The 25,895-nt window shown below is 56.7% G+C and carries 29 protein-coding genes, 1 tRNA gene, 2 rRNA genes and 4 pseudogenes (1 of these 36 cut by a window edge); 19 read left to right on the top strand and 17 right to left on the bottom strand.

Annotated features, from left to right (window positions below; all coding sequences use genetic code 11):
* The 3 genes from N7E02_RS07745 to N7E02_RS07735 all read left to right on the top strand — a co-directional run.
* Positions 1 to 1,976, top strand: a 23S ribosomal RNA gene (locus tag N7E02_RS07745); it begins 820 nt to the left of the window's first position.
* Positions 1,977 to 2,232: 256 nt separating this feature from the next.
* Positions 2,233 to 2,347 (top strand): 5S ribosomal RNA (gene rrf, locus N7E02_RS07740).
* 246 nt (positions 2,348 to 2,593) lie between these two features.
* Positions 2,594 to 2,670, top strand: a tRNA-Met gene (locus tag N7E02_RS07735).
* Positions 2,671 to 3,537: 867 nt separating this feature from the next.
* Here the strand turns inward: N7E02_RS07735 and budC are convergent.
* Positions 3,538 to 4,299 carry a meso-2,3-butanediol dehydrogenase gene (budC, locus tag N7E02_RS07730; RefSeq protein ID WP_286578720.1) on the bottom strand — a complete coding sequence of 254 codons (762 nt, stop codon included), beginning with the start codon at positions 4,297 to 4,299 and terminating at the stop codon, positions 3,538 to 3,540.
* A 137-nt stretch (positions 4,300 to 4,436) separates the two neighbouring features.
* Here budC and N7E02_RS07725 point away from each other — a divergent pair, with 137 nt between their 5' ends.
* Entirely contained in the window at positions 4,437 to 4,733 is a 297-nt protein-coding gene (locus N7E02_RS07725; protein WP_145642485.1) for a PRC-barrel domain-containing protein, read from the top strand.
* Between the two features lie 663 nt (positions 4,734 to 5,396).
* Here the strand turns inward: N7E02_RS07725 and N7E02_RS07720 are convergent.
* Positions 5,397 to 6,797, bottom strand: coding sequence for a dihydrolipoyl dehydrogenase (locus N7E02_RS07720; RefSeq protein ID WP_286578719.1), 1,401 nt, complete (start codon positions 6,795 to 6,797; stop codon positions 5,397 to 5,399).
* 100 nt (positions 6,798 to 6,897) lie between these two features.
* Between N7E02_RS07720 and N7E02_RS07715 the strand changes: the two genes are divergently transcribed.
* From N7E02_RS07715 to N7E02_RS29560, 3 genes are all read left to right on the top strand, one after another.
* Positions 6,898 to 7,104, top strand: a complete 207-nt coding sequence (locus N7E02_RS07715; RefSeq protein WP_286578718.1) for a hypothetical protein — start codon at positions 6,898 to 6,900, stop codon at positions 7,102 to 7,104.
* Positions 7,104 to 7,562, top strand: a complete 459-nt coding sequence (locus tag N7E02_RS07710; protein ID WP_286578717.1) for a VOC family protein — start codon at positions 7,104 to 7,106, stop codon at positions 7,560 to 7,562. The genes N7E02_RS07715 and N7E02_RS07710 overlap by 1 nt, the downstream gene beginning before the upstream one ends.
* Before the next feature lie 946 nt (positions 7,563 to 8,508).
* Positions 8,509 to 8,757 carry a DUF2934 domain-containing protein gene (locus N7E02_RS29560; RefSeq protein ID WP_353622802.1) on the top strand — a complete coding sequence of 83 codons (249 nt, stop codon included), beginning with the start codon at positions 8,509 to 8,511 and terminating at the stop codon, positions 8,755 to 8,757.
* Positions 8,758 to 8,826: 69 nt separating this feature from the next.
* Here N7E02_RS29560 and N7E02_RS07700 read toward each other — a convergent pair whose 3' ends face one another.
* The 4 genes from N7E02_RS07700 to N7E02_RS07685 form a co-directional block, all read right to left on the bottom strand.
* Positions 8,827 to 9,156, bottom strand: coding sequence for a hypothetical protein (locus N7E02_RS07700; RefSeq protein ID WP_286578715.1), 330 nt, complete (start codon positions 9,154 to 9,156; stop codon positions 8,827 to 8,829).
* Between the two features lie 137 nt (positions 9,157 to 9,293).
* The gene (locus N7E02_RS07695; protein WP_286578714.1) at positions 9,294 to 9,500 is read right to left on the bottom strand and encodes a hypothetical protein; all 207 of its coding nucleotides are present in this window, start codon (positions 9,498 to 9,500) and stop codon (positions 9,294 to 9,296) included.
* Positions 9,501 to 9,530: 30 nt separating this feature from the next.
* A complete protein-coding gene (locus N7E02_RS07690; protein WP_286578713.1) occupies positions 9,531 to 9,755 on the bottom strand; it encodes a hypothetical protein in 225 nt (74 codons plus the stop codon).
* 28 nt (positions 9,756 to 9,783) lie between these two features.
* The gene (locus N7E02_RS07685; protein ID WP_286578712.1) at positions 9,784 to 10,014 is read right to left on the bottom strand and encodes a hypothetical protein; all 231 of its coding nucleotides are present in this window, start codon (positions 10,012 to 10,014) and stop codon (positions 9,784 to 9,786) included.
* Between the two features lie 374 nt (positions 10,015 to 10,388).
* On the opposite strand from N7E02_RS07685, the gene N7E02_RS07680 reads away from it, so the two are divergent.
* Positions 10,389 to 10,868 carry a PRC-barrel domain-containing protein gene (locus tag N7E02_RS07680; RefSeq protein WP_286578711.1) on the top strand — a complete coding sequence of 160 codons (480 nt, stop codon included), beginning with the start codon at positions 10,389 to 10,391 and terminating at the stop codon, positions 10,866 to 10,868.
* Here N7E02_RS07680 and N7E02_RS07675 read toward each other — a convergent pair.
* Together N7E02_RS07675 and N7E02_RS07670 are read right to left on the bottom strand one after the other, a co-directional pair.
* Positions 10,847 to 11,056 (bottom strand): hypothetical protein, encoded by a 210-nt coding sequence (locus tag N7E02_RS07675; RefSeq protein WP_286578710.1) that lies wholly within the window; start codon positions 11,054 to 11,056, stop codon positions 10,847 to 10,849. The two genes, N7E02_RS07680 and N7E02_RS07675, sit on opposite strands and share 22 nt — an antisense overlap.
* Positions 11,057 to 11,082: 26 nt before the next feature.
* On the bottom strand, positions 11,083 to 11,238 hold the full coding sequence (locus N7E02_RS07670; RefSeq protein WP_286578709.1) for a hypothetical protein: 156 nt from the start codon (positions 11,236 to 11,238) through the stop codon (positions 11,083 to 11,085).
* A 36-nt stretch (positions 11,239 to 11,274) separates the two neighbouring features.
* On the opposite strand from N7E02_RS07670, the gene N7E02_RS07665 reads away from it, so the two are divergent.
* Entirely contained in the window at positions 11,275 to 11,484 is a 210-nt protein-coding gene (locus N7E02_RS07665; protein WP_286578708.1) for a hypothetical protein, read from the top strand.
* A 3-nt stretch (positions 11,485 to 11,487) separates the two neighbouring features.
* On the opposite strand, the gene N7E02_RS07660 is transcribed toward N7E02_RS07665, so the two are convergent.
* Both N7E02_RS07660 and N7E02_RS07655 read right to left on the bottom strand, forming a co-directional pair.
* Complete coding sequence (locus N7E02_RS07660; protein ID WP_286578707.1) at positions 11,488 to 12,468, bottom strand: L,D-transpeptidase family protein; 981 nt, start codon at positions 12,466 to 12,468, stop codon at positions 11,488 to 11,490.
* 56 nt (positions 12,469 to 12,524) lie between these two features.
* Positions 12,525 to 12,944, bottom strand: coding sequence for a response regulator (locus N7E02_RS07655; RefSeq protein ID WP_286578706.1), 420 nt, complete (start codon positions 12,942 to 12,944; stop codon positions 12,525 to 12,527).
* 188 nt (positions 12,945 to 13,132) lie between these two features.
* Here N7E02_RS07655 and N7E02_RS07650 point away from each other — a divergent pair, with 188 nt between their 5' ends.
* The gene (locus N7E02_RS07650) at positions 13,133 to 13,387 is read left to right on the top strand and encodes a hypothetical protein (RefSeq protein ID WP_286578705.1); all 255 of its coding nucleotides are present in this window, start codon (positions 13,133 to 13,135) and stop codon (positions 13,385 to 13,387) included.
* A 66-nt stretch (positions 13,388 to 13,453) separates the two neighbouring features.
* On the opposite strand, the gene N7E02_RS07645 is transcribed toward N7E02_RS07650, so the two are convergent.
* Complete coding sequence (locus tag N7E02_RS07645) at positions 13,454 to 13,741, bottom strand: hypothetical protein (RefSeq protein WP_286578704.1); 288 nt, start codon at positions 13,739 to 13,741, stop codon at positions 13,454 to 13,456.
* Between the two features lie 197 nt (positions 13,742 to 13,938).
* Positions 13,939 to 14,840 (bottom strand): annotated as a pseudogene (locus tag N7E02_RS07640) (hypothetical protein).
* 662 nt (positions 14,841 to 15,502) lie between these two features.
* On the opposite strand from N7E02_RS07640, the gene N7E02_RS07635 reads away from it, so the two are divergent.
* The 6 genes and pseudogenes from N7E02_RS07635 to N7E02_RS07610 all read left to right on the top strand — a co-directional run bounded on the left by N7E02_RS07635 (position 15,503) and on the right by N7E02_RS07610 (position 18,997).
* Positions 15,503 to 15,751, top strand: a complete 249-nt coding sequence (locus N7E02_RS07635; protein WP_286578703.1) for a DUF982 domain-containing protein — start codon at positions 15,503 to 15,505, stop codon at positions 15,749 to 15,751.
* An 8-nt stretch (positions 15,752 to 15,759) separates the two neighbouring features.
* Positions 15,760 to 15,987 carry a hypothetical protein gene (locus N7E02_RS07630; protein ID WP_286578702.1) on the top strand — a complete coding sequence of 76 codons (228 nt, stop codon included), beginning with the start codon at positions 15,760 to 15,762 and terminating at the stop codon, positions 15,985 to 15,987.
* Between the two features lie 361 nt (positions 15,988 to 16,348).
* Positions 16,349 to 16,980 (top strand): annotated as a pseudogene (locus N7E02_RS07625) (glutathione S-transferase family protein).
* 26 nt (positions 16,981 to 17,006) lie between these two features.
* Positions 17,007 to 17,357, top strand: a pseudogene (locus tag N7E02_RS29555) (DedA family protein); the annotation flags it as partial.
* A 249-nt stretch (positions 17,358 to 17,606) separates the two neighbouring features.
* Positions 17,607 to 18,047, top strand: coding sequence for an MgtC/SapB family protein (locus tag N7E02_RS07615; protein WP_286579106.1), 441 nt, complete (start codon positions 17,607 to 17,609; stop codon positions 18,045 to 18,047).
* A gap of 542 nt (positions 18,048 to 18,589) precedes the next feature.
* Positions 18,590 to 18,997 carry a response regulator gene (locus N7E02_RS07610; protein WP_286578701.1) on the top strand — a complete coding sequence of 136 codons (408 nt, stop codon included), beginning with the start codon at positions 18,590 to 18,592 and terminating at the stop codon, positions 18,995 to 18,997.
* A 459-nt stretch (positions 18,998 to 19,456) separates the two neighbouring features.
* Here the strand turns inward: N7E02_RS07610 and N7E02_RS07605 are convergent, their stop codons facing one another.
* From N7E02_RS07605 to N7E02_RS07590, 4 genes are all read right to left on the bottom strand, one after another.
* The gene (locus N7E02_RS07605) at positions 19,457 to 19,936 is read right to left on the bottom strand and encodes a cupin domain-containing protein (RefSeq protein ID WP_286578700.1); all 480 of its coding nucleotides are present in this window, start codon (positions 19,934 to 19,936) and stop codon (positions 19,457 to 19,459) included.
* A gap of 831 nt (positions 19,937 to 20,767) precedes the next feature.
* Positions 20,768 to 20,980, bottom strand: a complete 213-nt coding sequence (locus N7E02_RS07600; protein ID WP_286578699.1) for a hypothetical protein — start codon at positions 20,978 to 20,980, stop codon at positions 20,768 to 20,770.
* 15 nt (positions 20,981 to 20,995) lie between these two features.
* On the bottom strand, positions 20,996 to 21,853 hold the full coding sequence (locus tag N7E02_RS07595; RefSeq protein ID WP_286578698.1) for an SDR family oxidoreductase: 858 nt from the start codon (positions 21,851 to 21,853) through the stop codon (positions 20,996 to 20,998).
* Positions 21,854 to 21,914: 61 nt separating this feature from the next.
* Positions 21,915 to 22,484, bottom strand: a complete 570-nt coding sequence (locus N7E02_RS07590; RefSeq protein WP_286578697.1) for a type 1 glutamine amidotransferase domain-containing protein — start codon at positions 22,482 to 22,484, stop codon at positions 21,915 to 21,917.
* Between the two features lie 348 nt (positions 22,485 to 22,832).
* Here N7E02_RS07590 and N7E02_RS07585 point away from each other — a divergent pair, with 348 nt between their 5' ends.
* Positions 22,833 to 24,554: an FAD/NAD(P)-binding protein gene (locus N7E02_RS07585; RefSeq protein WP_286578696.1), complete on the top strand. Its 1,722-nt coding sequence runs from the start codon at positions 22,833 to 22,835 to the stop codon at positions 24,552 to 24,554.
* Here N7E02_RS07585 and N7E02_RS07580 read toward each other — a convergent pair.
* Positions 24,494 to 25,216, bottom strand: coding sequence for an MOSC domain-containing protein (locus N7E02_RS07580; RefSeq protein WP_286578695.1), 723 nt, complete (start codon positions 25,214 to 25,216; stop codon positions 24,494 to 24,496). The genes N7E02_RS07585 and N7E02_RS07580 overlap by 61 nt on opposite strands.
* An 88-nt stretch (positions 25,217 to 25,304) precedes the next feature.
* Between N7E02_RS07580 and N7E02_RS07575 the strand changes: the two genes are divergently transcribed.
* Positions 25,305 to 25,754, top strand: coding sequence for an NUDIX hydrolase (locus N7E02_RS07575; protein ID WP_286578694.1), 450 nt, complete (start codon positions 25,305 to 25,307; stop codon positions 25,752 to 25,754).
* A pseudogene (locus tag N7E02_RS07570) lies at positions 25,696 to 25,869 on the top strand (glutathione-dependent formaldehyde dehydrogenase); the annotation flags it as partial. The gene N7E02_RS07575 and the pseudogene N7E02_RS07570, both read left to right, overlap by 59 nt.
* Positions 25,870 to 25,895: the final 26 nt, after the last annotated feature.

The raw sequence follows: 25,895 nt of genomic DNA, 5'->3' as shown, positions 1-25,895 counted from the left end.
GGCCAATCAAACTCGGAGATAGCTGGTTCTCCGCGAAATCTATTTAGGTAGAGCGTCGACCGAATACCCCAGGGGGTAGAGCACTGGATGGGCTATGGGGACTCACCGTCTTACTGATCCTAACCAAACTCCGAATACCTGGGAGTACTAGTCGGCAGACACACGGCGGGTGCTAACGTCCGTCGTGAAGAGGGCAACAACCCTGACCTCCAGCTAAGGTCCCCAAGTCATGGCTAAGTGGGAAAGGATGTGAGGATCCCAAAACAACCAGGATGTTGGCTTAGAAGCAGCCATCATTTAAAGAAAGCGTAACAGCTCACTGGTCTAAATAAGGGTCTTTGCGCCGAAAATGTAACGGGGCTAAAGCCATGCACCGAAGCTGAGGATGTGGATTTATCCACGTGGTAGCGGAGCGTTCCGTAAGTCTGTGAAGGGGACCCGTGAGGGCCCCTGGAGATATCGGAAGTGCGAATGTTGACATGAGTAACGACAAAGAGGGTGAGAGACCCTCTCGCCGAAAGACCAAGGGTTCCTGCTTAAAGTTAATCTGAGCAGGGTTAGCCGGCCCCTAAGGCGAGGCAGAAATGCGTAGTCGATGGGAACCACGTTAATATTCGTGGGCCTGGTGGTAGTGACGGATCGCGTAGCTTGTTCAGACTTATTGGATTGTCTGGGCAGGGAAGCGGTTCCAGGAAATAGCTCCACCGTATAGACCGTACCCGAAACCGACACAGGTGGTCAGGTAGAGTATACCAAGGCGCTTGAGAGAACTATGCTGAAGGAACTCGGCAAATTGCACGCGTAACTTCGGAAGAAGCGTGACCCCTTTTACGCAAGTGGATTGGGGTGGCACAGACCAGGGGGTAGCGACTGTTTATCAAAAACACAGGGCTCTGCGAAGTCGAAAGACGACGTATAGGGTCTGACGCCTGCCCGGTGCTGGAAGGTTAAGAGGAGGGGTGCAAGCTCTGAATCGAAGCCCCAGTAAACGGCGGCCGTAACTATAACGGTCCTAAGGTAGCGAAATTCCTTGTCGGGTAAGTTCCGACCTGCACGAATGGCGTAACGACTTCCCCGCTGTCTCCAGCATAGACTCAGTGAAATTGAATTCCCCGTGAAGATGCGGGGTTCCTGCGGTTAGACGGAAAGACCCCGTGCACCTTTACTATAGCTTTACACTGGCATTCGTGTCGGCATGTGTAGGATAGGTGGTAGGCTTTGAAGCGGGGACGCCAGTCTTCGTGGAGCCATCCTTGAAATACCACCCTTATCGTCATGGATGTCTAACCGCGGTCCGTCATCCGGATCCGGGACAGTGTATGGTGGGTAGTTTGACTGGGGCGGTCGCCTCCGAAAGAGTAACGGAGGCGCGCGATGGTGGGCTCAGACCGGTCGGAAATCGGTCGTCGAGTGCAATGGCATAAGCCCGCCTGACTGCGAGACTGACAAGTCGAGCAGAGACGAAAGTCGGTCATAGTGATCCGGTGGTCCCGCGTGGAAGGGCCATCGCTCAACGGATAAAAGGTACGCCGGGGATAACAGGCTGATGACCCCCAAGAGTCCATATCGACGGGGTTGTTTGGCACCTCGATGTCGGCTCATCGCATCCTGGGGCTGGAGCAGGTCCCAAGGGTTTGGCTGTTCGCCAATTAAAGCGGTACGTGAGCTGGGTTCAGAACGTCGTGAGACAGTTCGGTCCCTATCTGCCGTGGGTGTAGGAATATTGACAGGATCTGTCCCTAGTACGAGAGGACCGGGATGGACATATCTCTGGTGGACCTGTTGTCGTGCCAACGGCATAGCAGGGTAGCTATATATGGAAGGGATAACCGCTGAAGGCATCTAAGCGGGAAACCCACCTGAAAACGAGTATTCCCTATCAGGGCCGTGGAAGACGACCACGTTGATAGGAGGCGTGTGGACGTGCAGCAATGCATGAAGCTTAGCCTTACTAATAGCCCGATTGGCTTAATCGTTCTCATTGACCATGCTCATCGAGCGCCGTAAGGCGCGAAGATGAAGCCATGACGTGTTCTAAAGACCATCGCCAGTTCGTCTGGCTCCCTTGCTCGAGGTCGAGCGGGGCAGCCATACAGAACGACAGTTCGTCGCCAATCGTTTGGCGGCCCGTCCGGAGCGCTACGCGCGTCAGGACAAAACAAAGGCGATGTTCCGAAAATCCAGCTTCTCATCACATTCCGACGTCGCCGTCGGAACATTGCCCTTAAACGACCTGGTGGTCATGGCGGGGCGGCCGCACCCGTTCCCATTCCGAACACGGCCGTGAAACGCCCCAGCGCCAATGGTACTCCGTCTTAAGACGCGGGAGAGTAGGTCGCTGCCAGGTCTTTTAAAGGCAATGCACGCACAAGCGTGAAAACAATCTTCTCGACACTCCTCGGCCCAAGCCGAATACCGATTGGGCCGCAATAGCGGCCCTTCGTCGTTTGCAGAACATTACGAAATAAGGATGGATCGCAGGCTTTAGCCGGTGCCCGCCTTACAGGAGACAACGAGCTTCGCTCGTTGCTCCGGCAGTGCCCGTCACAGCTTCGCTGTGACACACTCGCGCAAGCCAAAGGCTTGCGCTCGTCGCGGGGTGGAGCAGCCCGGTAGCTCGTCAGGCTCATAACCTGAAGGCCGCAGGTTCAAATCCTGCCCCCGCAACCAATATCCCTTCTCCCCAACACGTCGACAGAACAACTACCGCTGCCGCCAAAACATCAGCTGCAACGGCGATCATCAACATCCCCCGCGACATGAACTACGAATAAACGCCGTGGAGGGCAGAACGGTTGGGTCGCGAAAGAACAGACGGGCGAGGAAATTGACGCTGCCGTATATTCAGTCAGCGATAGGAGGCCGGTTCGCATTCGGTGTTGTGCGCGGTGCTCGAAGCGCGTCACACAATATATCAGCAGCTTCGCGAGGGCCCCGATCCGCCAGGGGTTGAAGTCCTGAGCTATGGACGTGTCAGGCCGAAACCACCGATTGGAGATTGATCTGTCTTGGTTCCCGCTTTGTGGCGGGGGTTCGGGGCAAGAAGGGAGCCAAGATGCCTATCTCACACATACGAGAACTCTTGGCTGCGGCGGAGAAATGGTTTCGCTGAGCCGCCGCTCCGGTCTTGAATATCGTTATCGCCAATCTCATCTATCAGTCACCACCCACATTGCCGACGGCCTGCAGCGACCATGATGTTCGCGCGTTTGCTGTCGGGGGTAACGAGGGCGCTCCTCATGACGGGTCGAGCGCCCTCGGTTTGTCTTCGGCGGTTGATCGGATTCAGGCGAAGTCGCCAACCGTGCCGACGCTGAACACGACCTCCGGCTCTCCTCCTCGCCAACGACAGGATCGTTATCCCGTCTCCAGACAACCACGCCTGCATGTCTGCGCGCCAGATCTCCGGCCTCGTCAATTGCCGATGCCTCACTGGCGGCGGCCTGCGGTGCAAATGCCTGGATGGCCTGATCCCGGTCGTCGAGGTCGAAGGCCACGAGGTATACCGTAGTGAATGTTCCAGGCATGTAGGTTTCCTTATTGCGGTGGCTGACCGTTGGAGGCGGATATGCCGCCATCCACCGGCAGATTGACCCCGGTCACGAAGCGCGCATCATGGCTTGCCAAGAACGCGATGACTGCGGCGACGGCCTCAGGCTTTCCCGGCCCTTCAAGCGCAAACCGCTCATTGAACTTGGCGATCAGCTTTTCGTCGCCGGTCATGTCCTCGGTCATCCCGGTCTTGGTGAAGCTCGGGCACACTGCGTTTACGCGAACGCCGTCCTTGCCGTGGTCCATTGCCATCGCGCGCGTCAAGTTGGTGACGCCGCCTTTCGCTGCATTATAGGCCGCCATGCCCCAGTCGCCGCCGGTGCCCGATACGGAGGACACGTTGACGATCGATCCGGCAGAGGATTTCAGGTGGGGAAGTGCGGCGCGCGAAGCGAAGAAGACGCCATCGAGGTCCGTGGTCATCACGTGACGCCAGTCCTCGGTGGAGAGCGCTCCGACATCTCCCTCGGCGACGACACCAGCATTGTTGACCAGAGTGTCGATGCGACCGAATTTGTCCGCCGTCTGTGAGACAAGCGCTTCGACATCGCTTTCGACAGAAATATCGGCTTCGATGATGAGTACCCGGTCAGAAGGGTAGGGCTTTGCGACATCTTCGAGCTTGGATTTCGTCCGACCTACGAGCGCAACCTTTGCGCCCTCCTCGAGAAATCGCTCGGCGGTCGCCTTGCCGATACCCGAGCCCGCCCCGGTCACGATGACGACCTTGTCCACGAAACGCTGCATAAAGTTCTCCTTGGAGTGCGATGGCCTCCCGGGTCGGGGAACGGAGCCGGACGAGGGTTGTTCCAAGGAATTCATCGGAACAATTCAGCAACCCATCCTGTTTGAATGAGCCAATCAAAAACACGGAGGATACGATTATGGACCACACCAATCACGTACGCCTGACCCAGACTGAGCTTACCCCGGCCATCCTCGAAGGTGCCACAATCTACGGCGCAGATGACCACAAGGTCGGCAAGCTGGACCACGTCCACGGCTCCGGCATGGGCAGCCAGGCCATCATCGATGTCGGCGGGTTCTTAGGGATCGGTGCCAAGCCGGTTGCTGTTCCGCTGTCCGACCTCGAGTTCATGCGCGACGAGGATGGCGACGTCCATGCCGTCACGACCTGGACCAAGGACCAGCTTAAGGACATGCCTGAGCACAAGCACTGAGATGACAAGAGCCCGGCCTCAGCGCCGGGCTCTTCGCTTGACCACGCGATGCAAATACATTCCTGGAATTGCAGTGATCGTCGCTCCGACCACGACCTATCCGAAGCCGCCGTTTGACAAACCTAAGGCTTCACAATCGTGTCAGCCAATCGAAAATTACCCGGGCGACGCGATGCTGTTGTCGTTTCCACAGCTCTCGAATTCTAGAGTTGGATCAACGACATACCTAGTTCGCTTCGCTTTCGTCGGACTTTCGCAGACGCAGGGCGTGTCGGCGAAGGCCACCGGCCCGCAGCAATGTGCTCAGCCACTTTCTATCCCAGAAAGGAACGCTGGCGAAAAGATCGTGATCCGACAGCGTGTCGCGCATCATCCGCGCGACCACCTATACAGGCGTTCCATCTCAGGAGCTCTTCTCGCGAAATGCCATGAATGGATTGAGCCTCATCCGACCAGTCGGTCCAGTCTGGGGCAGGCAGGAAAACGATTGCCCATCTCCAACACCCAATTTACTTCGACTAAATCACTCGTCTTCGACAACGAAGAGGCCTCAAAATCAATGGGTACGGTCATGCTACAATCCGTTTCGCGGTTGCCGCTTACCGCTGCCGTCGGACCATGCCCCAAGCGACTAAATCAGCGGTCTTCGCGCATCGAGGTCTTTCACACACCGGGCGCGGAGCCAGCGTCTCGGTCGGCGGCGAAGCCAACGTCGATCCGCTGGCAGATTTGCCTTAGCGCCGTGCGCAAACCTTCCTCGTAAGTCGGGTGATAGATCGGTAGCTCAAGCAAGTGCATCGCCGTTTGCCCATGTTCAATTGCCCAGGCAATCAGATGGGCGAGGTGTTCCGCCTCAGGCGCTGCCAGTGTCCCACCGGTCAGCTTGCCACTCTTGTCTGCGTACAGGCGGACAAGCCCGGCATTGCGGCCGTCCACTTTCGCCCGACCCTGGTCGGAAAAGTCAGTTTCGCCGACGATGCTGTCATCATCGGCTGGCTCTCCGATCGACGCGCTTGGCGGATCCGTGAAGGTAATTGCCAGTGGCGTCGATCGCTTTGATGGTTTGACCGCGGGAAACCGTGCCGCATTGTGTCCGGCGATGGCACCCTCGGCGGATGCTTCGTGCAAAACTGGTGCATCATGATCGCAGTCGCCTGCTAGGAAGATCGGAGAGGATCCGCATTGCATTGTCGTACGATCGAATACCGGTACGCCGTGCTCGTCGAGCTCAAGACCGGCCTTCTCCAGTGCCAGTCCCTCCACGTTTGGCGGTCGGCCGGCGGCGGCAAGGACGTGACTGAACCGTCGTTTGCCGCTTGACGCACCCGACCACGAAACCTCGATTTCGTTACCCACTTGGGACGCCGAGACGGTGGTGCCGAGGCGGAGATGAAACTCGGCTTCGAGAAGAGGACGCAGCGAGTTTACGACGGCTTCATCCTTGAGAGCCGCAATTGTATTGCCTTCATCGAAAACCTCGACATCCACACCGAGGCGCGCAAATGCCTGGGCAAGTTCCAAGCCGAGCGGCCCCGCACCAATCACCGCAAGCGATACCGGGAGATCAGCAAGTTCAAAGACTGTCTCATTGGTCAGAACATGGCCGAGCCCTTCAAAAGGCTTCGGGATAGCCGTTCGGGAGCCCGTTGCGACGACGATCGCTTTGGCCACTACACGGTCTTCATCTACGGCCAGAACGCCAGGTTCAACGAAGTACGCCTTTCCCTTAAGCCTCACGCCCTCGGGGATATCGTCCAAGGACTTGAGCGTCGATGCAACAAACGCATCGCGCAGCTTTCGTACGCGTCTCATCACTGCCTGTCCGTCGATTTCCACAGTCCCCGCATGAACGCCGAACTCTGCTGCGCCCGCGATGGCATGCGCTTTTTTCGACGCCGCGATCAGCAATTTCGAGGGCATGCAGCCAACCGATGCACAAGTCGTACCAGCAAAACGATCGTCGATAAGCAATGTCTGGGCGCCGGCGCGTCTGGCGCTTCGCTCAGCGGAAAGCCCCGCAGTACCAGCTCCAATGATCGCGACGTCACAGCTCCGATCTGACACGTATTGTATCCTCTACATTTCTTGATTTTCCGGGACAGGGGAACAGTCCTGCTGTTCGGTTCGTTCCGCCGTCATGGCGATTTTAAAATGAGAGGAAATCATGAAATCTCGACCGCAAAACCGCGACCATCACGAAACACATCGGTTCGCTCCCCAAGCCTCCAGCAAAAATGCTGGCACCCAGCCCGATATCGTCCCTGCGAATGAGGAAACGGAAGGCGCGACGGGAGCACTGGAGACACCGACCACGCCTCCCGAGATGACGAAGGATGGCAAACCGGAAAGCAACAAGGAAGGGAAGAGCTGATGAGCACGGGAAAGCCAAGGCTTGTCGGTCTCAATCATATTGCTCTGGAGGTTGGTGATATTGAGCAAGCGCTCCATTTTTATGGAAGCATATTTTCCTTCAAATTGCGCGGTTGTCACAAAGACGATGACGGACAGCCGGATATGGCCTTTATCGACATGGGAGATCAGTTCCTGGCTCTGAGCCGAGGGCGTCATCAGGCTCCGGATCAGAGCCGACATTTCGGACTGGTAGTAGACGATCGATCGAAAGTCAGATCGCTCGCGGAAGCCGCCGGAGCCACTATGCTCGCCGGACGCTTTCTTGACTTTCTTGACCCGTGGGGCAATCGCGTCGAGGTCGTCGAATATGGAGATCTTCAATTCGCAAAGACGCCAGGCGTGCTGAGATCGATGGGGCTGCACCTGCAGAAGAGCTCGCGAGCGCAAAAGGAGATTGGTGAAAAAGGTATGGCCTGAATGTCACCGACGTCTGTTCAGCGGAGATCCTTGCACATGAAAAGAGAGCCGCCGACCCAGCCGGGGGATCTTCAATATCCAAATATGGAAGGAGCCGTCGAATGATCGTTTGCCTTGCGGAACCGCTGCCGTCAGCAGATGATTGCCGATCATAAAAAGAACACCGCCGAACTGAGGACGCTGCTAACCGCGGGGAGGTTGGTGCATTAAGTGGTCGCCCGCAACCGAGCCCCCTAGGAGCGTCGATATCCGAATAGAGGCATACGGGCGGATCATATTGGCCCGTCATCTTGCACCGTAGCAACCTGCTTCCCATCTCGACCTCCGAAACTCGGAGTTCCGATATGGCAGGCGACCGCCAACATTCGATTTCTGATCTACTGATCGAGATTATACCGCCCGAACGAGACGACAGCCGCATCGGTACGCGGACCTGTCTGTGCTGCGAACGGCCTCGTCCAGCGTCCTACATGGACGACGACGGCTGCGGTATTTGCGAGGAATGCCTTGCTCCATGATCTTGCCCCCGATGTTCCTACAGAATTCAGGACAGCGGTTGGTCGGCTCCTCGACGGTTACACGGTCGGGTCTTTCTCCGGTCGCGCTTGGGGTGTGACCGTCAAACGGTCGAAGGACTGCCGCCGCACGTGGCTATTTGCGGAAGAGCTTGGTGGAAGCAATTTTGTCAGCTTCACTCTCTACGTCCTATCCGGAGGTCGCTGGCTGCTAAAGCCTTGCGAGATGTCATCGTCGAAGGTGCTTGAGTTCGTCGTTGGTTTCGTGCCGGAGGCGGGGCTACAAAGTCGCAAATATGGGCCAGTTCCGTTGCTGTCGTGAGCTAAAGCAATCCTTATCGCTGACCGGGGAACCGGCGATCGCGGACGTAGTTCATCATCCTGAGAGAGGCCGATGAGTGTCTCTCCTCAAAACGTCAAGGGAGTGAAAAATGTCTGACGAGAACAGAATTCGCGAGGCAGCCTATGCAAAATGGGAAGCCGAAGGACGGCCTGACGGTGAACATGAAAGACACCGGCGGGAAGCGAGCGAAGAGCACGGATCTTCCTCAGGAATCCCTCAGACGTGGTCTGCCGATCACGGAGGCGGGGTTGGGGCTTCTGGACGGTCATCGAAGAATGAAGGCGAGGGCATTCGCCCAGAGGATCTCAACTCGGAGAACGATCAAGGCGCGACCTGATCGGCTCGTCGGCTAAAGAAAAGCCGGGCCCATGCTTGGACCCGGCTTCGATGATCAAAGTAAGGAGACTTACTTCACGTAAACCGTCTTGCCGCCATTGGCCGCAGTCTGAACAGCGACCACATTGTTGATCTGGACGTTGTCCTTCTCAAGCGCCTCCATCAATGCCGGGTCGGACTGGACCTGTTCCTGCGCGGCCTTGGTCAGTTCCGGGGTCGGAGAGGTCACTTCAACTGGCGGGGTCGTGCCGCTACCCGAGGCGGGCGGGTTCGCAACATTTACGATGGTGATGTCGGATGCCGACGGCGCAGGAGCCGTCACGCTCGTGTCCTGTGCATAAGCGCCAGCGGCGAATGTCGAGGCCGAAATCATAGCGGCGAGTGCGAGAACCTTTTTCATATCGTATCTCCTGCAATTTTGTTTTGTTCACAGTGGGAGAACATTCGCAGAGATGATTGGTTTCGAGAAAAACAACGTCTTCTCAATTAGTTGAGGTTCCATCACGTAGCAGTGAGAACGTAGTGCTCAAATGACGATTACATAAGGGCACCCAGATCGAGAAATCGCTGTCCCCGCCCGGCGGACTGCTCTCCCAAGACATGCACTCGGAAGGCTTTGCCTTGCGCTTTGAGTTCCTCCGCGGTTTTCAGCGCATCCGGATACGATAGCTTCGGTTCGCCGCGCGTATCTTCACCGTCGGGATCGTTAGAGCTGAGCGCGATCACATGATAAGTCGCTGCCATGTATTTCACCTTCTATCTTTCTGGGGGATGTCAGCCTTCGTTTCCATCGGAAACGAAGTTTCCAGGCATCTCCTCTCGTGCCGCCTGAAGCGCCTCTATCTCGTCAAGCCATTTGGTCTTCAGCACGTCCCGCATCGCAAGAGCGACCTCAGCCGTGCTCCAGTCCCCATCCGCCATTTCGACCATCATTGACGTCAGCTTTGCCTCGACGATTTCGTGCAGCTCCGTGTCGGATCCATTCGGCTCATCACGCATGTGGTTATCCTCACCCATAGGGGTATCGTCAGCCTGAACAACGCAAGCGGCTATCCGCAGCGATGGAGTAGATGCCCTCGAGTACATTCCGGTCTGGGACGCGGTCGTCGGACATGGCAAGCAATGACGCGCGGCAAATACGCTTATTCGACGATGCCTTGCACCTGCGCATCACGAAGTCGTAGAGATCATATCCCGAAAGGCCTCGGCCAAGACCTTGGACCAGGACTTCGTAGACGCTGAAAAGCTTCTTGCCCATGGCAACCTCCAATCCGATATCCCAACCGGTATTCGCGCTCTAACGCTGGAGGCACGTTTCAGTTGCGAGAACGTCTGCGAGCCATCGGGCTTTCTATACGTGCGGTCGGGAGAAGATAACTGCTGACGATCTCTAGGAAACGAATTCCTCGTCATGCGGCTGGCCATCCACAACGCCAACCAGCAAGAACTCAGCTCTCTTCGTAGAGGAGAGCATTTAGGCATTCGATGCGCACCAAGAACGCCAATGCGGTTCGCAATCAGCGCTCATGGAGACGTGAGTCCCGGCAAAGAAAATTCGGAACCATCAATGCAGTTGGTCGTTCCTTGGCGCCACGGAATTCCGTGAGAACAATAACATACGAGGAAACTTTCATGAAGACCATTATCGCTGCTGCGTTCGCTCTCGCTTCGATGAGCACTGCTGCCCTCGCGCAACAGCCCGCGGCTTCTGGCGAGCAGCCAGCCGCTCCGGGTGTCGCTGCGTCAGGCGCAGATGCGACCATGGTTGGCCCCGGCATCACGATGGGGATGGCTGCAACGACACCGCTCAAGACGGTCGAAATCAAGGATACCGACCTTGTGACGTCAAACCTGGTAGGACTGAATATCTACAACAAGGAAAACGAAGAGGTCGGCGAAATCTCGGACGTCGTCATCGGCAATGGCAAGTCGGTGATCGGTGTGATCGCCAGCGTCGGCGGTTTCCTCGGCTTGGGCTCCAGCTATGTTGTTATCGACCCCGCTTCTATGGCGCTGGCCGATGACAACGGCACCTGGAAAGCATACGTCGATACCAACAAGGACGACCTCTCGAAGGCTCCGAAGTTCGACTACGACAAGCTGAAGAAATGATCGTTGTAAATCTGCGAACGGCGACCACGGATGTACTGGCGCTGGTTGCGATTGAGGAGGGCGGCAGCAATGCCGCCTTTTTCTCGTGAGTTGCAGCGGTTTCTGTCATCGAAAGCCAGAGAAACTGGGCAGGTCGCGCGAATTTCCGCCACTGAGTTGGGCAGGGCCGAAGCGCGATTGAAAATCAACTCGATAGCCTGACGGCTTTAAGGCCTCAGTCGTTCGGATTGACCGCCTCTACAGCCGGTGCGTCACGCGTTTCGCCGGGCTTCAATACGAATGTGTAAACGCCCGCGATGACGAGACCAATCACCAGAATGGCCGCGACATTAGTGTACATTCCAGAACGGGCCTTGCTGCCTGTGCTCATCGGGTTTCCCTATGGATTGGATTTCGTGGTGGCTTCATGGTGACTGCCTGGCGGCTCGTCCGGCAAACCCATGGTCAGTTGCGCGAGAAAGACAATTGCACAGACGGCCACAGAGACGGTACCGACTATCAGCATTGCGCGGATATTCTGCTGGCGGGTGGCGCGGGGGTATTTGTGGTCGGCACTGTTCTTCATTGCGTGCTCAATCCGCAACAACAGGCAAAGGTTCCGCTGCAGCGAGCCTGAGGATCATTCCTGCGGCAGGATATCGACCGTGACGCCCGGCTTCACCATCGCCGCCAGTTCCTCCACATCCCAGTTCGCAAGACGAATGCAACCATGCGACCCGGCCTTGTCGATTTTGCTGGGCTCCGGCGTACCATGGATGCCGTAGGTTGGTTCAGACAGATCTATCCAGACCGTGCCGACGGGATTGTTGGGACCGCTCGGCAAATTCAGGACCTTCTTGTTCTGGCCCTGCTGGAAGTTGACCTTCGGATTGTAGGTATATTTCGGCATGCGCGCGACACCGTTGACCTTATGGGTGCCCGATGGCGATGGATTGTCATCGCTGCCGATCGTGGCCGGGTACACGGCGAGGATCTTGTCCGCCTCGTCATAGGCAAAGACCTGGCCTGACCGAGCATGGGCTTCGATGCGCTTTACTTTGCCTTCCCGAGGCCGGTCCGGCGCCGTGACGAAGACAGTATCGCCGGCGGAAAATTGGGCCCCTGGATTGAGAGCCTTCAAGAGATCAAAGTCCATATGGAAGCGTTCCGACAGCTTCTCTGCCACGCTGGTGAACCCAAGGTGATCCATGGTCGCCTGCTTGGCATAGTCCTCCGGAATGGACTTCACGATGTCCTTGTCATCGTCCTCAGTGATCTCGTAGCTGCCGACAAGCGGCTGGTCGCGCTCTAGCCGGGCGATTACTTCCGGATCGAGTTTCCCATCGACCGGCAGGCCAGTCATCGCCTCAAAGCCTGCAATCGCCTTGCTGACATTCTCTCCGTAGAAGCCGTCAATAACCCCGGGTGAGGATCCTGCCCGATCAAGCAGCACCTGCAACCGCACAATCGCGGGATCAGGCTCTTTGGAAATCTCAGGCGGGCGCTCGATGGGTATTGCACTGATCGCGGCCGAATTGACCATGTCGGCAGTGATATTCTGCGCATGGGCCGCGGTGCTGAGTAAGGTGAGGGCGAGGGCGACGAGGCTGTGATTTTTCATGGACGCTGAACCCGCCAGAGATGGAAGTTGTTCCGGCGGCTCTCAGCGATAGTTCCTTAAATTGCAGAGATATTTTCGTCGTCGAACTGCGTTAGCGGTTTCGGCGCAGCAACCTCTTGATTACCGCTACGGCGGTCGGCGACATACTGGATCGCTTCGACGAGCTCCAGATCCATCACCGGCTTTCTCATCACGCCGAGAGCACCCGGAACGCCGCCACGCAATGCGCCTGGATCGCTGGTCATGAAAAGCACGGCCACATTAGCCTCCGCGAGCGTCCGTCCAACGATCGGGCCCGTCGGTCCATCCTCCAGATTGACGTCGACGAATGCCATGTCGATGTTTTCGGCAAGCATGAGAGCTTGATACATGTTGGATGCGATGCCGACCGAATGGTGTCCGAGTTCAGTGATCGCGCCCTCGAGGTTGAGCGCGATCAAAGGCTGGTCTTCTACGATGAGCACATTGTAGGACATTCTTGTTCTCCGTTATTTGCCTACTGACCCTATCTCAACCGAGAAAGCGGGATGCGGTTCCCGGAAAAGTTGAGGGCGCATCCTGCAGGTGCTTGAGGCCCCTAGATCAAACACGCAACCTACGTCTCGATTTGGCCATAAGACCTCGACATGCGTCATCGTGAGCCAATGGCTGAAGAGGCGTGACTGTGATCGAAGCGAACCTGCCGGATGACTTCTATTCGGTGCTGATAACGGGCGCCGTGATTCTGGCCGTGCTTTGGGTGGTCGTCTTCATCATACGAAAGCTGGTCGGCGGGGCCTTGATCGCCGCGCTTGTCGTTGGCGGATGGTTTGTCTGGCACGACCCGAGCATTCTGAGGACGGCAGGCGATACGGTGCTCGAACACGTCGGTCAATGGCGACAGGTGAAGGCGCCTTCGAGTGAAATGCCCCGCGGGTAGCGAGCCGGTAAAATGAACTCCTCGCCGGAAACAAAAGCTGATTGCGGTCGCTGAAGAGGAGTGATCCTAGCGCGCTTCAGAACCACCCGCGGCTTCGTTGCGGACGAACTCCCATGTCGCTCCATCAACATCAGCTTGCCGGATCAAGTCAGGCAATTGTGCCAATGCAGCCGACAGTGCAGCCAGACCACCAGGGCTCGTAAGAAAGTCAACCAACTGCGGCCGGCGCGCTTGAGCTGCATCGAGGCAGAAGCTGTGCAGGATACCGAGTTCGACCGCGGGCCGTGGTGTGATCGCACGGGCATCGCTGACGACGTTTTTGACGAAATCCGTGAACGACGGTGGTGCTGTCATCCAATACCCCAATTGCAGCGGGTGAAAGAGTGTTAAGTCGAATGTCGTTGCAGGCGTGAGCGAAAAGGAAGACCATCCTAGCTCAGAGTTACCGCAGCAAGACGAGGCAAGGAACCGCCACTACGGTTAAGGGGTCTTAACGCTCAAACTACAACAGTCGGCATGTCGCACACGCCGACCATTGAAAAGAAAGGCGGTTAGACGTCCTTCATCATAGCACTTTCTTCGTCATCCCGCTGTCTGCCGCCTAAGGCCGCGGCCGCAGACGCAATGAAAGCGCCGACGAGAAGCGATAGCGCGCCAAGCATTGCAGTTGTCGCTGCAGACTTTCTGGTCTCGTCTGCAACTTTCTGCGCCTCGACCTTGGCCTGTTCTATCTGTTCAAGCACAGCGTTGACGCGCGCCGTCGCTTCGTCGGGTGTGAGCCCGGCTCGAGACGCTACGAATGCGGTTAGATAGGTCTTGTCATTGTCCGACATTTCGCCTGCTGCGGCGGACTTGATCAGGATTCGAGAGACTTCGGTAGCCGCGGCGGCATTGTCAGATTGCGCGCGATTCCTGAGATCCTGTGGGCGAAGTAAAACGTCGGTAAAATAGCCGGTGGTTGAGTTGATGCTTGCGTTGTCTTCTTTACCCGTAGAAGAAGCCCCGGCCGCTACCGCAGTCGTGGCTGCAGACGTCAGTGCCTGACCTCCACCGCCAACCAGTGTCGTAAATGCGGATCCAGCAAGCCCTGCGACAACCACAGTCGCGAGTGCCCAGCTTAAAAGCCGTGTGCGGTGTCGCGAAAGAAAACCTCATCCGTATGGACCCCGGCCCATTTTGTTCGAAGCCGGCCGGTCAAATAGCCGCCGAGGGCAGAAGCGAGCCATTGTACAACGACGAACCAAATTGCGGCTGTAACGCTTACGGTGGTGAACGAGGCGCTTTCTCCCGCCCATGGAGATAACATGGTGAGGCCGACTCCAGCGCCTAAAAGAAGTAGAATGAGGGTAGTCGCCGACGTGGCGATGGCACCACCTATGACTGGCCCCCAACTGAGGGCAGGCACCGAGGATTCAACGCCGACATCGGATACGCCAGATTGATAGAGGGGCATGTCACTCTCCTAGCGCATGAAGAGGACGAGGAGGATGACGATCGGCAACGGCACGCCCAGAAGCCAAAGAAGAATACCGCGACCCATGAGAGACCTCCGATGAACACTGTTGTTGGTGTCGCTCAAACGTTCGCGAAACTTTCCGGTTCCCCTTCATGTCGGTTTGTACGGTTGTAGGGAGCCTGCCCCTTGCGAGAGTGTCCTTCACAGCACGCTTCGCGCGTGTGCGCCACTCGGCAGACATAAAGACATGCCATATCGTTGGGCGGCATTTCGTTTGGGATAAGCGCTGCAGGATGCCGCCGCAGAACGGGGGAGATCGCGTTTACGATCTGATGCACACGCAAGACTTGTTTGCGGCCTCGGCGGACACGCGGTCTTTAACCCACGAGGGGCTCAAGCGGCAGATGCGGATTGTCTGGCCGGCGTGATGGTCTAGGCTGTCTGGACTGAACGCTCTTCGTCCGCAGAAATTGCGGATGTTAAGAGCCGGTCAAGTTGCTCGGCATGTCTAGCCGTGCAGTCTTCCATATTGGCGCTCTTCGGTAGGTAAGGCCGATAAGTGCCTTTGCGACGAACTCCTTTCGACGAGCTATTGGAACCTCTGCTTTCGCTGTGAGTTTCGCATCAGGACTAAAGTCCTAAGCATAGGAAAGACGAAAATGCAGAACGTGATTTGGGACAAGCCCGTGGTTGCCGGAGGGAAACTGGTTTTCGGTCCCCTGGAAGCCCGGCGTTTTTTGATGAGCAATTGGCCGCATAGGAAAGACCTGAACTTCGCTGCCGCTGATGCCTGCATCCTTCGTGCGCTTGATGGCCTGGCTTCCCCTGATGAAGCGCGGGAACTCTTCGAAAAAGCTCTCGGGTCGGCCAGGCTTGTAACGGCGTCTGAATACAGACTTGCGGGTTGAATATAGCGATGACACCGGCAACCTACCTTCCAATGATTGCCCTCGCCGTTTTTCTGATCGGTGCAATCGGCATCTTCACTGGCATAGTTCTCCGCCGTGGCAAGCTGCAGCGTCGGCAAAGCTTTGACGGTGATCCATCAGCAACTACCCGAGAGTGGCTGAAGCGCGAGGCTGAGAACGCAAAGAACTTGAAAAATCGCCGGCGTTATCGTGACGACCAGCCATCGACGTTATAGTCGTTTAGTTTTCATCGCGCCTACCGCCATCGTTTCTACGCTGGCGGGTACAGTTTCGTCCGTCGCGCTGAGAACCTGGACAAGGCTACGATAGATCCAGTGTTGATCAAAGCATGGAACTTTCGATCGCCGATGTCGTTTTCTGGCGTCACAGAGGAGATCGAAATGCTGCACAAAGAAGATCAGATTTCATTGGTTTAGGACTTGGCAGAGATAATCGGGTTTTGCAGGCTGACGACGCAAATCGGCTCCGATCTCCGTCCTCGTCCTATTTCCGCTTACAGCGAGCGCATTTTGGCAACGCTTTTACTTTCTGACGGACGTGGCGAGCCATATGGATGAAGAGATCGCACGAGCAAACATGCTGATTGTTCACCATCTGAACAACAGCCGATCACAACGCATTCTGTGGCTGCTTGAAGAACTCGGCCTTGACTATGAGATCCGGGGTTATCGCCGGAACTCCGACATGTCCGCGCCCAAGGACCTGAGAGCGATCCATCCGCTCGGAAAATCGCCGATTTTAGAAGATGCGCATCAGATGAGAAAAGCGTCTTGGTCGAGACCGGTGCAATCTGCGAGTATGTCGTCGAGCGAGCGGATGGACGGTTCGGACCGGATGCCGGGATCGATGCTCTGCTGTACCGTCAGTTCCTTCATGATGCTGAGGGCTCGGTGATGCCTGTCTTGTTTGCACTGCTGGTGGTATCCAAGATCCCGAACGTCGGCCGCGTCGCGACAAAGCGTGTTCAGCCTATGCTGGACACGCATCTCGGTTTTATCGAGGGTCACCTCAATGCGAGACCTTGGTTTGCGGGCGACCAGATCAGCGCTGCAGATATCATGATGAGCTTTCCACTTGAGGCGGCTCATGTGCGAGGGAAGCTGGGTGAAGGCCGCTCAGCCATAAGGGAATGGCTGGGCCGCATCCATGCCCGACCTGCCTATATCAAAGCGCTTGAGAAGGGCGGTCCCTACGCCTTCGCTAGTTAGGTGCCATCGTGGAAGCTTTCGTGCAAATGATGATGCAGCGCCTTGGCCCGTTCGGGATCGGCTTCCTCATGTTCCTTGAGAACGTCTTCCCGCCAATACCGTCCGAGTTGATCATGCCTCTTGCGGGTTATTTAGCAACGCGCGGGGACATGAATATCCTCGTCGTGATCGCCGCTGGAACGACGGGTTCTCTGCTCGGTACGCTCCCCTGGTATTATCTTGGTCGTCGGCTCGGCCATGATGGCGTTCGTCGCCTGTCGGATAGGCATGGTCGGTGGCTCACGATGTCGCCGTCCGATGTCGATGCTGCGTCTGACCGCTTCAAGCGGCACGGAAACTCTTCGGTCATGCTAGGGCGACTCATCCCCACGGTGCGGACGCTCATCTCCGTTCCCGCCGGCGTCGCCAACATGCCACTAGGGACGTTTCTTTTTCTCGTCGATTGGCACCCTCGTATGGACGGCGGCGTTGGCATTGGCTGGATATCTGCTGGGACAGGCTTACAGCGTCATCCAGGACTTTGTGGATCCCGTCTCGACCGCCGTCCTGATCATTTTGGTCGGCTATTACATTTACCGGGTTGTTGCCTTCAGGAAGGAGCAGACGTGAGCGAGTGGTTGGCTTCTATGGGTGTGGAACTCAACATCGTCCCACACCTGATCGCGCTACTTATCGCATATGTCCTTGCGCTGCCGATCGCTTGGGATCGTGAGAAAAACGAGCGAAGCGCAGGTTTGCGCACCTTTCCTCTTGTCGCTATCGCCGCCTGCGGGTTCGTGCAAGCTGCGGAGACCGTTACTGTTGGAAATGCCGAGGCGACGGCACGCATCGTAGAAGGCATCATCAATGGTGTCGGGTTTATAGGCGGCGGAGCCATTCTTGTGGGAAAGCTTGGAACACGCGGGACAGCCACTGCCGCAAGCATATGGGCGACGGGTGCGATCGGTACCGCGGTCGGGCTCGGAGCCTATGACACCGCCATCGTTCTTTCGATCGTGACGTTTGCCACGCTTCGGATTATGGCGAACTTCAAAGCGGCCCGAGACGAACCAGATGATGGCGGATGATAGCGAAAGCGTAACTGTGTTTTGGGAACGGTCGATTTGGCAGGCATCGAGCCTCCGCGCAGGCGTACCCGCTTAATCATCTTTCGACGGTATGCTCGTTGATCCGATTTGCACGTGGTTCCCACGTTCTTCCGTATGCTGTTGAAGTGCCGCGATCAGTCCATCGGCATTGTCATGCTCAACGTCGAACGCTCTGATCAGAAGAGCGGCTGCTTCCTCCCCAAGTACCCCAGCTACCCCCTAAGGCGGGTTTCTTTTTGGCTTCTTGCGGTTTGGCTGATATATTCGTCGGATCGCTGCGGGCCGGTCACTTCATACATCCAGCAACATGCATGCTCGCCCGGCTCGCGGCGGTACGCCTGCACAGCAACTTATCTCCCCTCGCAACCTCCAACGCCGAGACATCCTCACATCAGGTGTGAGAATAACAGCGATCGCTTTTCAGGTGGGCTGTCGCGGAAGTCCGCACCACAAATCCTGTTTTAGCTCCTTTCTGTTTCGCCCGCCGCCTCTATCTAGATGCATAGCCGGGAGGGCCTTGCATGAATGTGATGATTGTCGAAGACGAATTGCTCGTGGCGCTTGAGCTCGAGCGTATTGTTGATGCTGCTGGCCACGACGTCGTTGCCATTGTCGCGACGGTCGACCAAGCACTAGCTCACGCCTCCAGGGCAGAATTGGCGCTCGTTGATGTTCGACTGGCCAGTGGTGATAATGGTGGCCTGTTGGCAAGGCGGCTGATGGACCGACATCATATGAAGGTGATTTTCGTTACGGGAAACCCCTCCGAGATTGGCCACGGGCTGGAAGGTGCTATTGATGTGATCACGAAGCCGTTTACCGATGACCGCGTAGTGGCTGGCCTCGCGAAAGCCATGGACCACTCCGCAACCACTACTGCGTCTCCAGTTAAAAACCAGAGCAGCAACAGGGACGCGGTCGTGAAATAGACCGCAATCCGACGTACTGGCCCACCCAACGCACTGTCAAATCACTCGGCGGCACACCTACGTGCAGTTAAATTGTACGGTCAGACCCGTTCGACCCCTTTGTCTCACTAGTCACCAAGCCGAATTGAGGCTTGGCGTTTTGATGGAATCTATTTTAGTAATTCTGCATTCATTGATTCATAACTCGCGCCTAGACTTCGTGATAGCTTCGAGCGGGAGGAATTCTTGATGCATCTGCACGGCGCTTTCTCGGATCGAGAAGCAAATCATCCAATCCTGTTCGGGATAGGGAAGCAAGCGGTAAGGCATAAGACCACCCAACCACTTCCAGCCTAGTCGCTACCGATGAAAGAGATCAAAAAGCAGATCGTTCTGACATTCTGCCCGCCTTATCCTCCAATATCGCGCGATCGGGCGGATCACCTTTTCGTTTTCTGGAGAGCCCAATCATAGACTTGCTCAGCGCCAAAGCTTCAAAAGGCAACCCAATCGTCCTTCTATTGGATCCGACATAGGTAAGGGCACGGACGCGATGCGAGAAAGCATGTCATCGTTCGCTGCCGAGACCTGAATGTCGGCGTGCTGGTTGGGCGGGTAGGCGCCGACCACCGCGAAATCCTCCGAACATCCTAAATTTTGATGCCCCGTTCCGGCTGGAAGGACAAGGCAGTCGCCGGCTTTGACCGCAAACTCTTTACCAGCCGGGCCGCCTATGAGAAGCCTAGCTGTGCCGCGAGCAACACCCAACACCTCGTGAGCTCCCGTATGATAGTGCTGATAGTCAAAAATCCCGTTGATCCAAATCCCGCTCCAGTTGTTTTGAGAGAATAGGCCTGAGAAATCATCCGCGGCTTCAGGCACTCGGTAGACAAGGACAGGAAGCCGTGGATTGTTCGGGACCCAGCCACTCGGCTTGAAGACAATCTGGTCGACCTTCATAGGCGTCACATCACCGGCCGTTGGGCTCGTCTGTCTCGTCATTGAGTGACGGGAGAAACGTCTCGACATCGCGTCGCTCACGGTCGGACAGAGTTGCGATCCTCTCAGTCCAAAACCGCTCGGCCTCCGGCGGATCGCCATCCCAGTCGCGTGACGATCCCAGATTGTCGTCGATTACGGCTACGCGGCGACCTCCAAGCCGGCGATACTGATCCGCAAGTTGTTTTGATGCATTTTCCGTTTCTGTTCCGCCTCGCTGTTACTGTCAGCGAAAACGAGCAGAGGCGCCTATCGTTCCGGACCCGTCCCAGCGCGCTTCGACCATTTCGAATCTGGCAAGGTCTTGGAACGACAGCGACATCGGCTGTTCCCTAGGTCGCTTCCGAGGATCGTGACTGACTTTATGGGGGAGGGCAATAGCTGAGTTCGGCATGCGATTGTGGTGCCCTGCGCAATATGCTGATAGACAGATGTCTGGCTTCCCTCAAGTAAATGCATGCCTCTTCAGACATCTCTGCAGAGTGGAGACAGTAGGTCGGCCAAAGGCTTGCTGCCACAGGGATCCCCTCCGTACTCGCAAGCGGCAGGAACAGGGACGTTCTCGATGATCTCGCCGGAGCTCTTGGTGCAATCGAAAAGCCTAAGACGATGAACGGGATGAAAATGGGGTTGCCTATGTTTTTGTCGATTATCCGAGGGGGTATAGCGGTTCAACGCCAGTGAGCAATCGGCCTAGCTGAGTATGGAAATTCAAAACGGATGATCTTCCTGAAGTGTCGGCCGCCCAAGTGAACTCGATCCAGCGTGAACTGGACCGAGATCTGCAGGACCTTAGTCTGGTACCACGGGTTTACCGCTGCTTTCCGTCGGGTCGTAGTTCAGATCGAAATCCTTCTCATCTGTTGTGCTCGGCGGTGACCGATTGATCGTTGCGTCTTCCGAACCGGTCACAACCATCGGCTTGGCGCTATGGACCCCGGTCGCGTGTCGATCCGCCTGTGACGGTGCGTACTGACCTTTCGCGTCGTCTTGTGGCTTGGCCATTTTCTCCTCCCTAGATCAGATGATTGGCTTGCCGCCGGTGACCGCGATAGTCGCGCCCGATACGTAGCTCGACAGCGGATCGGCAAGCATGACGTAGGCGGTTGCAAGTTCGGCGGGTTGGCCGGGACGCTGCATCGGTACCTGCTTGCCAAAGTTTTTGACGTTTTCATCCGGCATGGTGGATGGAATGAGAGGCGTCCAGATCGGGCCGGGCGCGACCGAATTTGCACGAATGCCCTTGTCGGCCAGCATCTGAGCTAAGCCCGCCGTGAAATTCTGAATCGCGCCTTTCGTTGTGGCATATGCGAGCAGATGCGGGCTTGGACTATCGGCGTTGATGGACGTGGTGTTGATGATGGCACTGCCGGGTTTCATGTGTGGCACGGCGGCCTTCGTCAGATAGAACATCGCATGGATGTTAGTGCGGAACGTCATCTCCCATTCTTCGTCCGAAATATCTCCGATATCGCTGAAGCTCGCCTGGTGAGCCGCGTTGTTGACGAGGATATCGACCCCGCCAAGCTGCGAAACCGCTGTTTCAATGATGTCTCTGCAGTGTGGAGGGTACTGAATGTCGCCAGGTACAAAAATCGCCTTGCGGCCTGCCTTCTCGACCCAGGATTTTGTTTCCTCAGCATCCTGATCTTCGTGCAGATATGAAATCAGGACATCGGCGCCTTCGCGAGCGAAGGCGATCGCGACGGCGCGCCCGATGCCACTGTCGCCGCCGGTAATCACCGCTTTCTTTCCTGACAAGCGGCCCGAGCCTCGGTAGCTCTCTTCGCCATGATCGGGCAGGGGAGACATCGCTTCCGTCGTCCCGGGCATGTCCTGGCGTGGTGTGTCAAATGGCGGTGTTGGATAATTGGTCATTTTTCCTCCTTGAACTCAGAAACTGGGAAAGCGGACCTCGCGGCGCCCGCAAACGTCGCGACTATGCGCTGCGCGCCTGTGCTGGATGACGACCTTCAGCAAATTCCTCGATGATCTTGGCGCAGAAAGCCGGTAAGTCATCAGGGTTGCGACTGGTGACCAGTCCCTTGTCCGTCACAACTTCCCGGTCGACCCAAGTGCCGCCGGCGTTGCGGATGTCGGTCGACACCGTCGGATAAGAGGTCAGCGTGCGCCCTTTGACCACGTCAGCCTCTACAAGGATCCACGGACCATGGCAGATGACGCCAACTGGCTTCTGTTGGGCAAAGAAGTCGTGGACGAAGGATACGATCTGCGCGTTGCCGCGCAATGTATCTGCTCCGACGCTACCGCCCGGTATGACCAAGCCATCGAACTCGGAGGCCGAGACTTGGGTAATGGCCTTGTCGATCATGAAGCTTGAACCCGGGTCGAGGTCATTGTTGACGGTCTGCACGCTGCCGGCTTTTACGCCGATGACGGTGACCGAGCCGCCAGCCGCTTCGACGGCGTGCTTCGGCTCAATAAATTCCGGTTCCTCGGTGCCACGAGGCGCTAGCAGGATCGCGATCTTCTTGCCTTCAAGGGTCATATTTGTCTCCGTTTGTATAGATGACCAAGGCGGGCGATAGGTTGCGGTGCGTCACCCGTCAGGCGCAAAAGGATGGCCCGCCATATCTGATCAAAGGTGATGTTTTGGTTCGTGTAACCTCAGGAGAACCGTCACATTGGCTGAAAGTTCCTGATTGGTGTGCGACGCATTTTTGCCGGCTCACGTCGAAGCCGACGATCGATAGGGAATGCTTAAATCACGAGGCGCTCCTGACCCCGGAGTCTTCAGGGGCTGTACGATACCGCACGGTTGATGGCCTGATCGGGAACCTGTCAGACGTTAAGCCGTTCTGTCCGGCCTTCCATCACAACAAGCTCGTCGAGTCTCATGACACGTATCGCCATCATTGGATCCGGTCCCACCGGCATCTACACCTTCAAGGGCCTCGTAGCCTCTCAGCAACCGCTGACGATCACTGTCTTCGAAGAGCTCCCAGATCCCGGGAAGGGCACGCCCTATCATCCGGCGGTCAATGATAAGGCTATGCTTGCCAACATCGCGAGCATCGAAATCCCCCGTATCGTCGATACCCTCATTGAGTGGCTGAGTGGACATTCTGATGCCGCCCTGCAGCAGCTAGGCCTTGAACGGGTAAGCATCGGTGAGCGCGAATTTTATCCCCGCGTCGTGCTCGGAGAGTTTCTGGCAGCCCAGTTCTGGAAGCTGGTCGATCAGGCGAAAGCCCGCGGCCATAGCGTGATCATCAAGGCGAGCACCAAGATCACCGATATTCGCCTGGAGAAATCTCACGTCGCACTGGTCGCTCTCGGAGGTGATGAACCGGAAAGCACGGAAAACTTCGACCATGTCGTCATGGCGACTGGTCATGACTGGCCGGAAAACACCGAGGTAAAGCCGGGTTACTTCATCTCGCCTTGGCCCGCTAGCGCTATAAAGCGCATCGGACCAGTCGTAGTCGGCATTCTTGGAACGTCACTCAGCGGCATTGATGCTGCTGTAACCGTTGCCACCGCTCACGGCGTTTTCCTCCGTGATGAGCAAGGCCAGCTTTCATACCGGCCGGCCACCGACGGGCTTCACATGACGATGATGTCTCGCAAGGGACTCTTGCCGGAAGCAGACTTCTACTGCCCGATACCGTACGACCCTCTCCAATATTGTACGCCTGAGGCTGTTGATACACTAATTTCTCAGGGACGGGCAGGGTTATTGGATAACGTGTTCGAGTTGTTCAAGGCGGAGCTCGGTGCTGCCGACCCGGACTATGCCTCATCGATCGGATTGGGGTTTGCAACGATAGAGGACATCGCTGACCGATACTTTCGCAGGCGGGAGGCATTGGACCAATTCACTGCAGCGGCTCGAAACCTTGCCGCGGCGAAGAAAAACAAGGTGGAGAAGATCACGGTTCAGTGGAGGTACACGATCCTTCGCATGCACGAAGTGATAGCACGCGCCGTTCCACATCTCGATGCCGAGGATCTGAAGCGCTTTCATAAACATTTCAAGACGGTGTTTGTCGATGACTACGCCACGGTCCCGCACGAATCCATCGAGCGTCTGCTTGCGCTCCACAACGCCGGAACGCTCGATATCATTGCGCTCGGCACCGATTACGAGATCGATCGCTCGGAGAGCATTCCAGGCGTGACGATCACTATCGAAGGGCGTCGGACCTATTATGCGGCGTTCATCGATGCGACAGGACAGGATGCGGCTTCCGCCTCCGATCTCCCGTTCCCGAGCATGAAGCGTCCGGGCTTGGTCAGGGAGGCGGCGACGGAGACATCAGCAGAGATGTCCGCTAGTTTGAAACGTACCGGTGGGATTGATGTCGACCACGTATTTCGGCCGATCATCGATCAACCCGTATCAAGAAACCTCTACTGTGTTTCCGTCCCTTTCTTGCTGCACAAGCTCCCTTTCATTCAGGGAATCACGAGTGCACGCGACATGGGAGGCATCGTTTCCAAGGCGATCATTGCGGCAACAGAAAATGCAGATAACTCTCTGATTACTGCGTTGGGTCAGGAAAGCACAATGTTGTCGCCGACCGATAGCTTCCCAGCCCGTGTAACGGAGGCATAAACTCCAAGGCATCGGGCGCGCTGCCTGACGATTGTCCGCAGGATTTCCGGTTCTTCAGGCAGGCCCGGCTGTGCCACCATGGTTAGGCCGCAACGCTTGGTCCGTTCTGTGACCGTTCCCCGGACCGAGGCGCAAGCCCAGCCTCGACCCAGCCAATCCTCTTCATGACTCTCTGTCTCGAAGACGATGTTCGGTCTGAAACGCCGGTGGTCTATCATGGAACCTGGTAACAGTAACGCCAAAGCTGAAAGGCTCTTCGTCGTAAGAAAGTGTAGTGGCGCGAGTCCATATCGCGGTTGCAGATTAAGGGCCTCGGACCCGTAACCTTCGAGGAAAGCACCTTTAGGCCGAACGCCGCAGCGGAAACCCATATATTCGCTCAGTGCGGCGTCGAGGCTGGGGCCGATCTGCTCCATTCTCCACGTACTTGATGAGACCAGTACGTCATTGCCAGATCGGCATGCCGACAGCATCAGTGCGGGGCGCCAACGTGGTGTCGTTTCCGGTGAAGCGACCTCGCCGGTATCGAGATCGACCAGCAGGTGCGTGCGGTCACCGTCGATCCCCGTATCGCCGACCGAAGCCGTATCCAGATACTCACCACCGATCGAGGATACGGGATAGCGCCAGATTTCTTTGATTGTGCCCACAGTCTCACTCATCCAAACCCCATCGCTGTCATTGACAGCGTGGAACACCGCCTGCTGCCTTCGGGTTCCCTGTCGATATGGTGCGTTGAAAGGTTTGCGGATGGCGGAGATTGTGTGCGCGGCGTTTATCGACAATGGACGGGTGCTGCTCGTGAGGCGCGCAGCCCATCGAAAATGGTCTGCGAACAAGTGGGATCTGGTCGGCGGTCATGTCGAAAAGGGTGAGGAGCTTGATGTCGCTCTTGTGCGCGAATGCCAAGAAGAAGTGGGCCTGACGCCCCGCGCCTTTGATCACGTGGCCACGCTCTATGAAGACGACGATCGGAAGCGAAAGTCGCCTTTTCATATTTTCAGGGTACCTGTCTGGCACGGCGGAACTGCGCGCTTGTTGGGACACGAGCATTCCGAACTTGGGTGGTTCGCGGTTGCCGATTTTTTCGAGGCCGAGCTCGCGTTCAATGCCTATCGCAAGGTGGTACTGCCATTGCTGCACACCGATTCAGAAGTACCTCAAGCCGCTGATGGATCTGATCACCGCGGGCAGGATTGACCCGTCTTTTCTCATCACCCACCGCATCAGTCTCTAAGATGGGCCAGAAGCCTACAAGACGTTTCGGGACAAGACCGATGGATGCATGAAAGTCGTGATCCGACCCCACGGCTAGCCGATCGCAACGATTAGCCCGGCCCC

It is taken from the genome of Terrirhizobium terrae (assembly GCF_030323265.1).
Lineage (GTDB): Bacteria > Pseudomonadota > Alphaproteobacteria > Rhizobiales > Rhizobiaceae > Neorhizobium.
The sequence above is the reverse complement of the archived record's forward strand: the minus strand, read 5'-3'. Positions and strand labels throughout refer to the sequence as shown.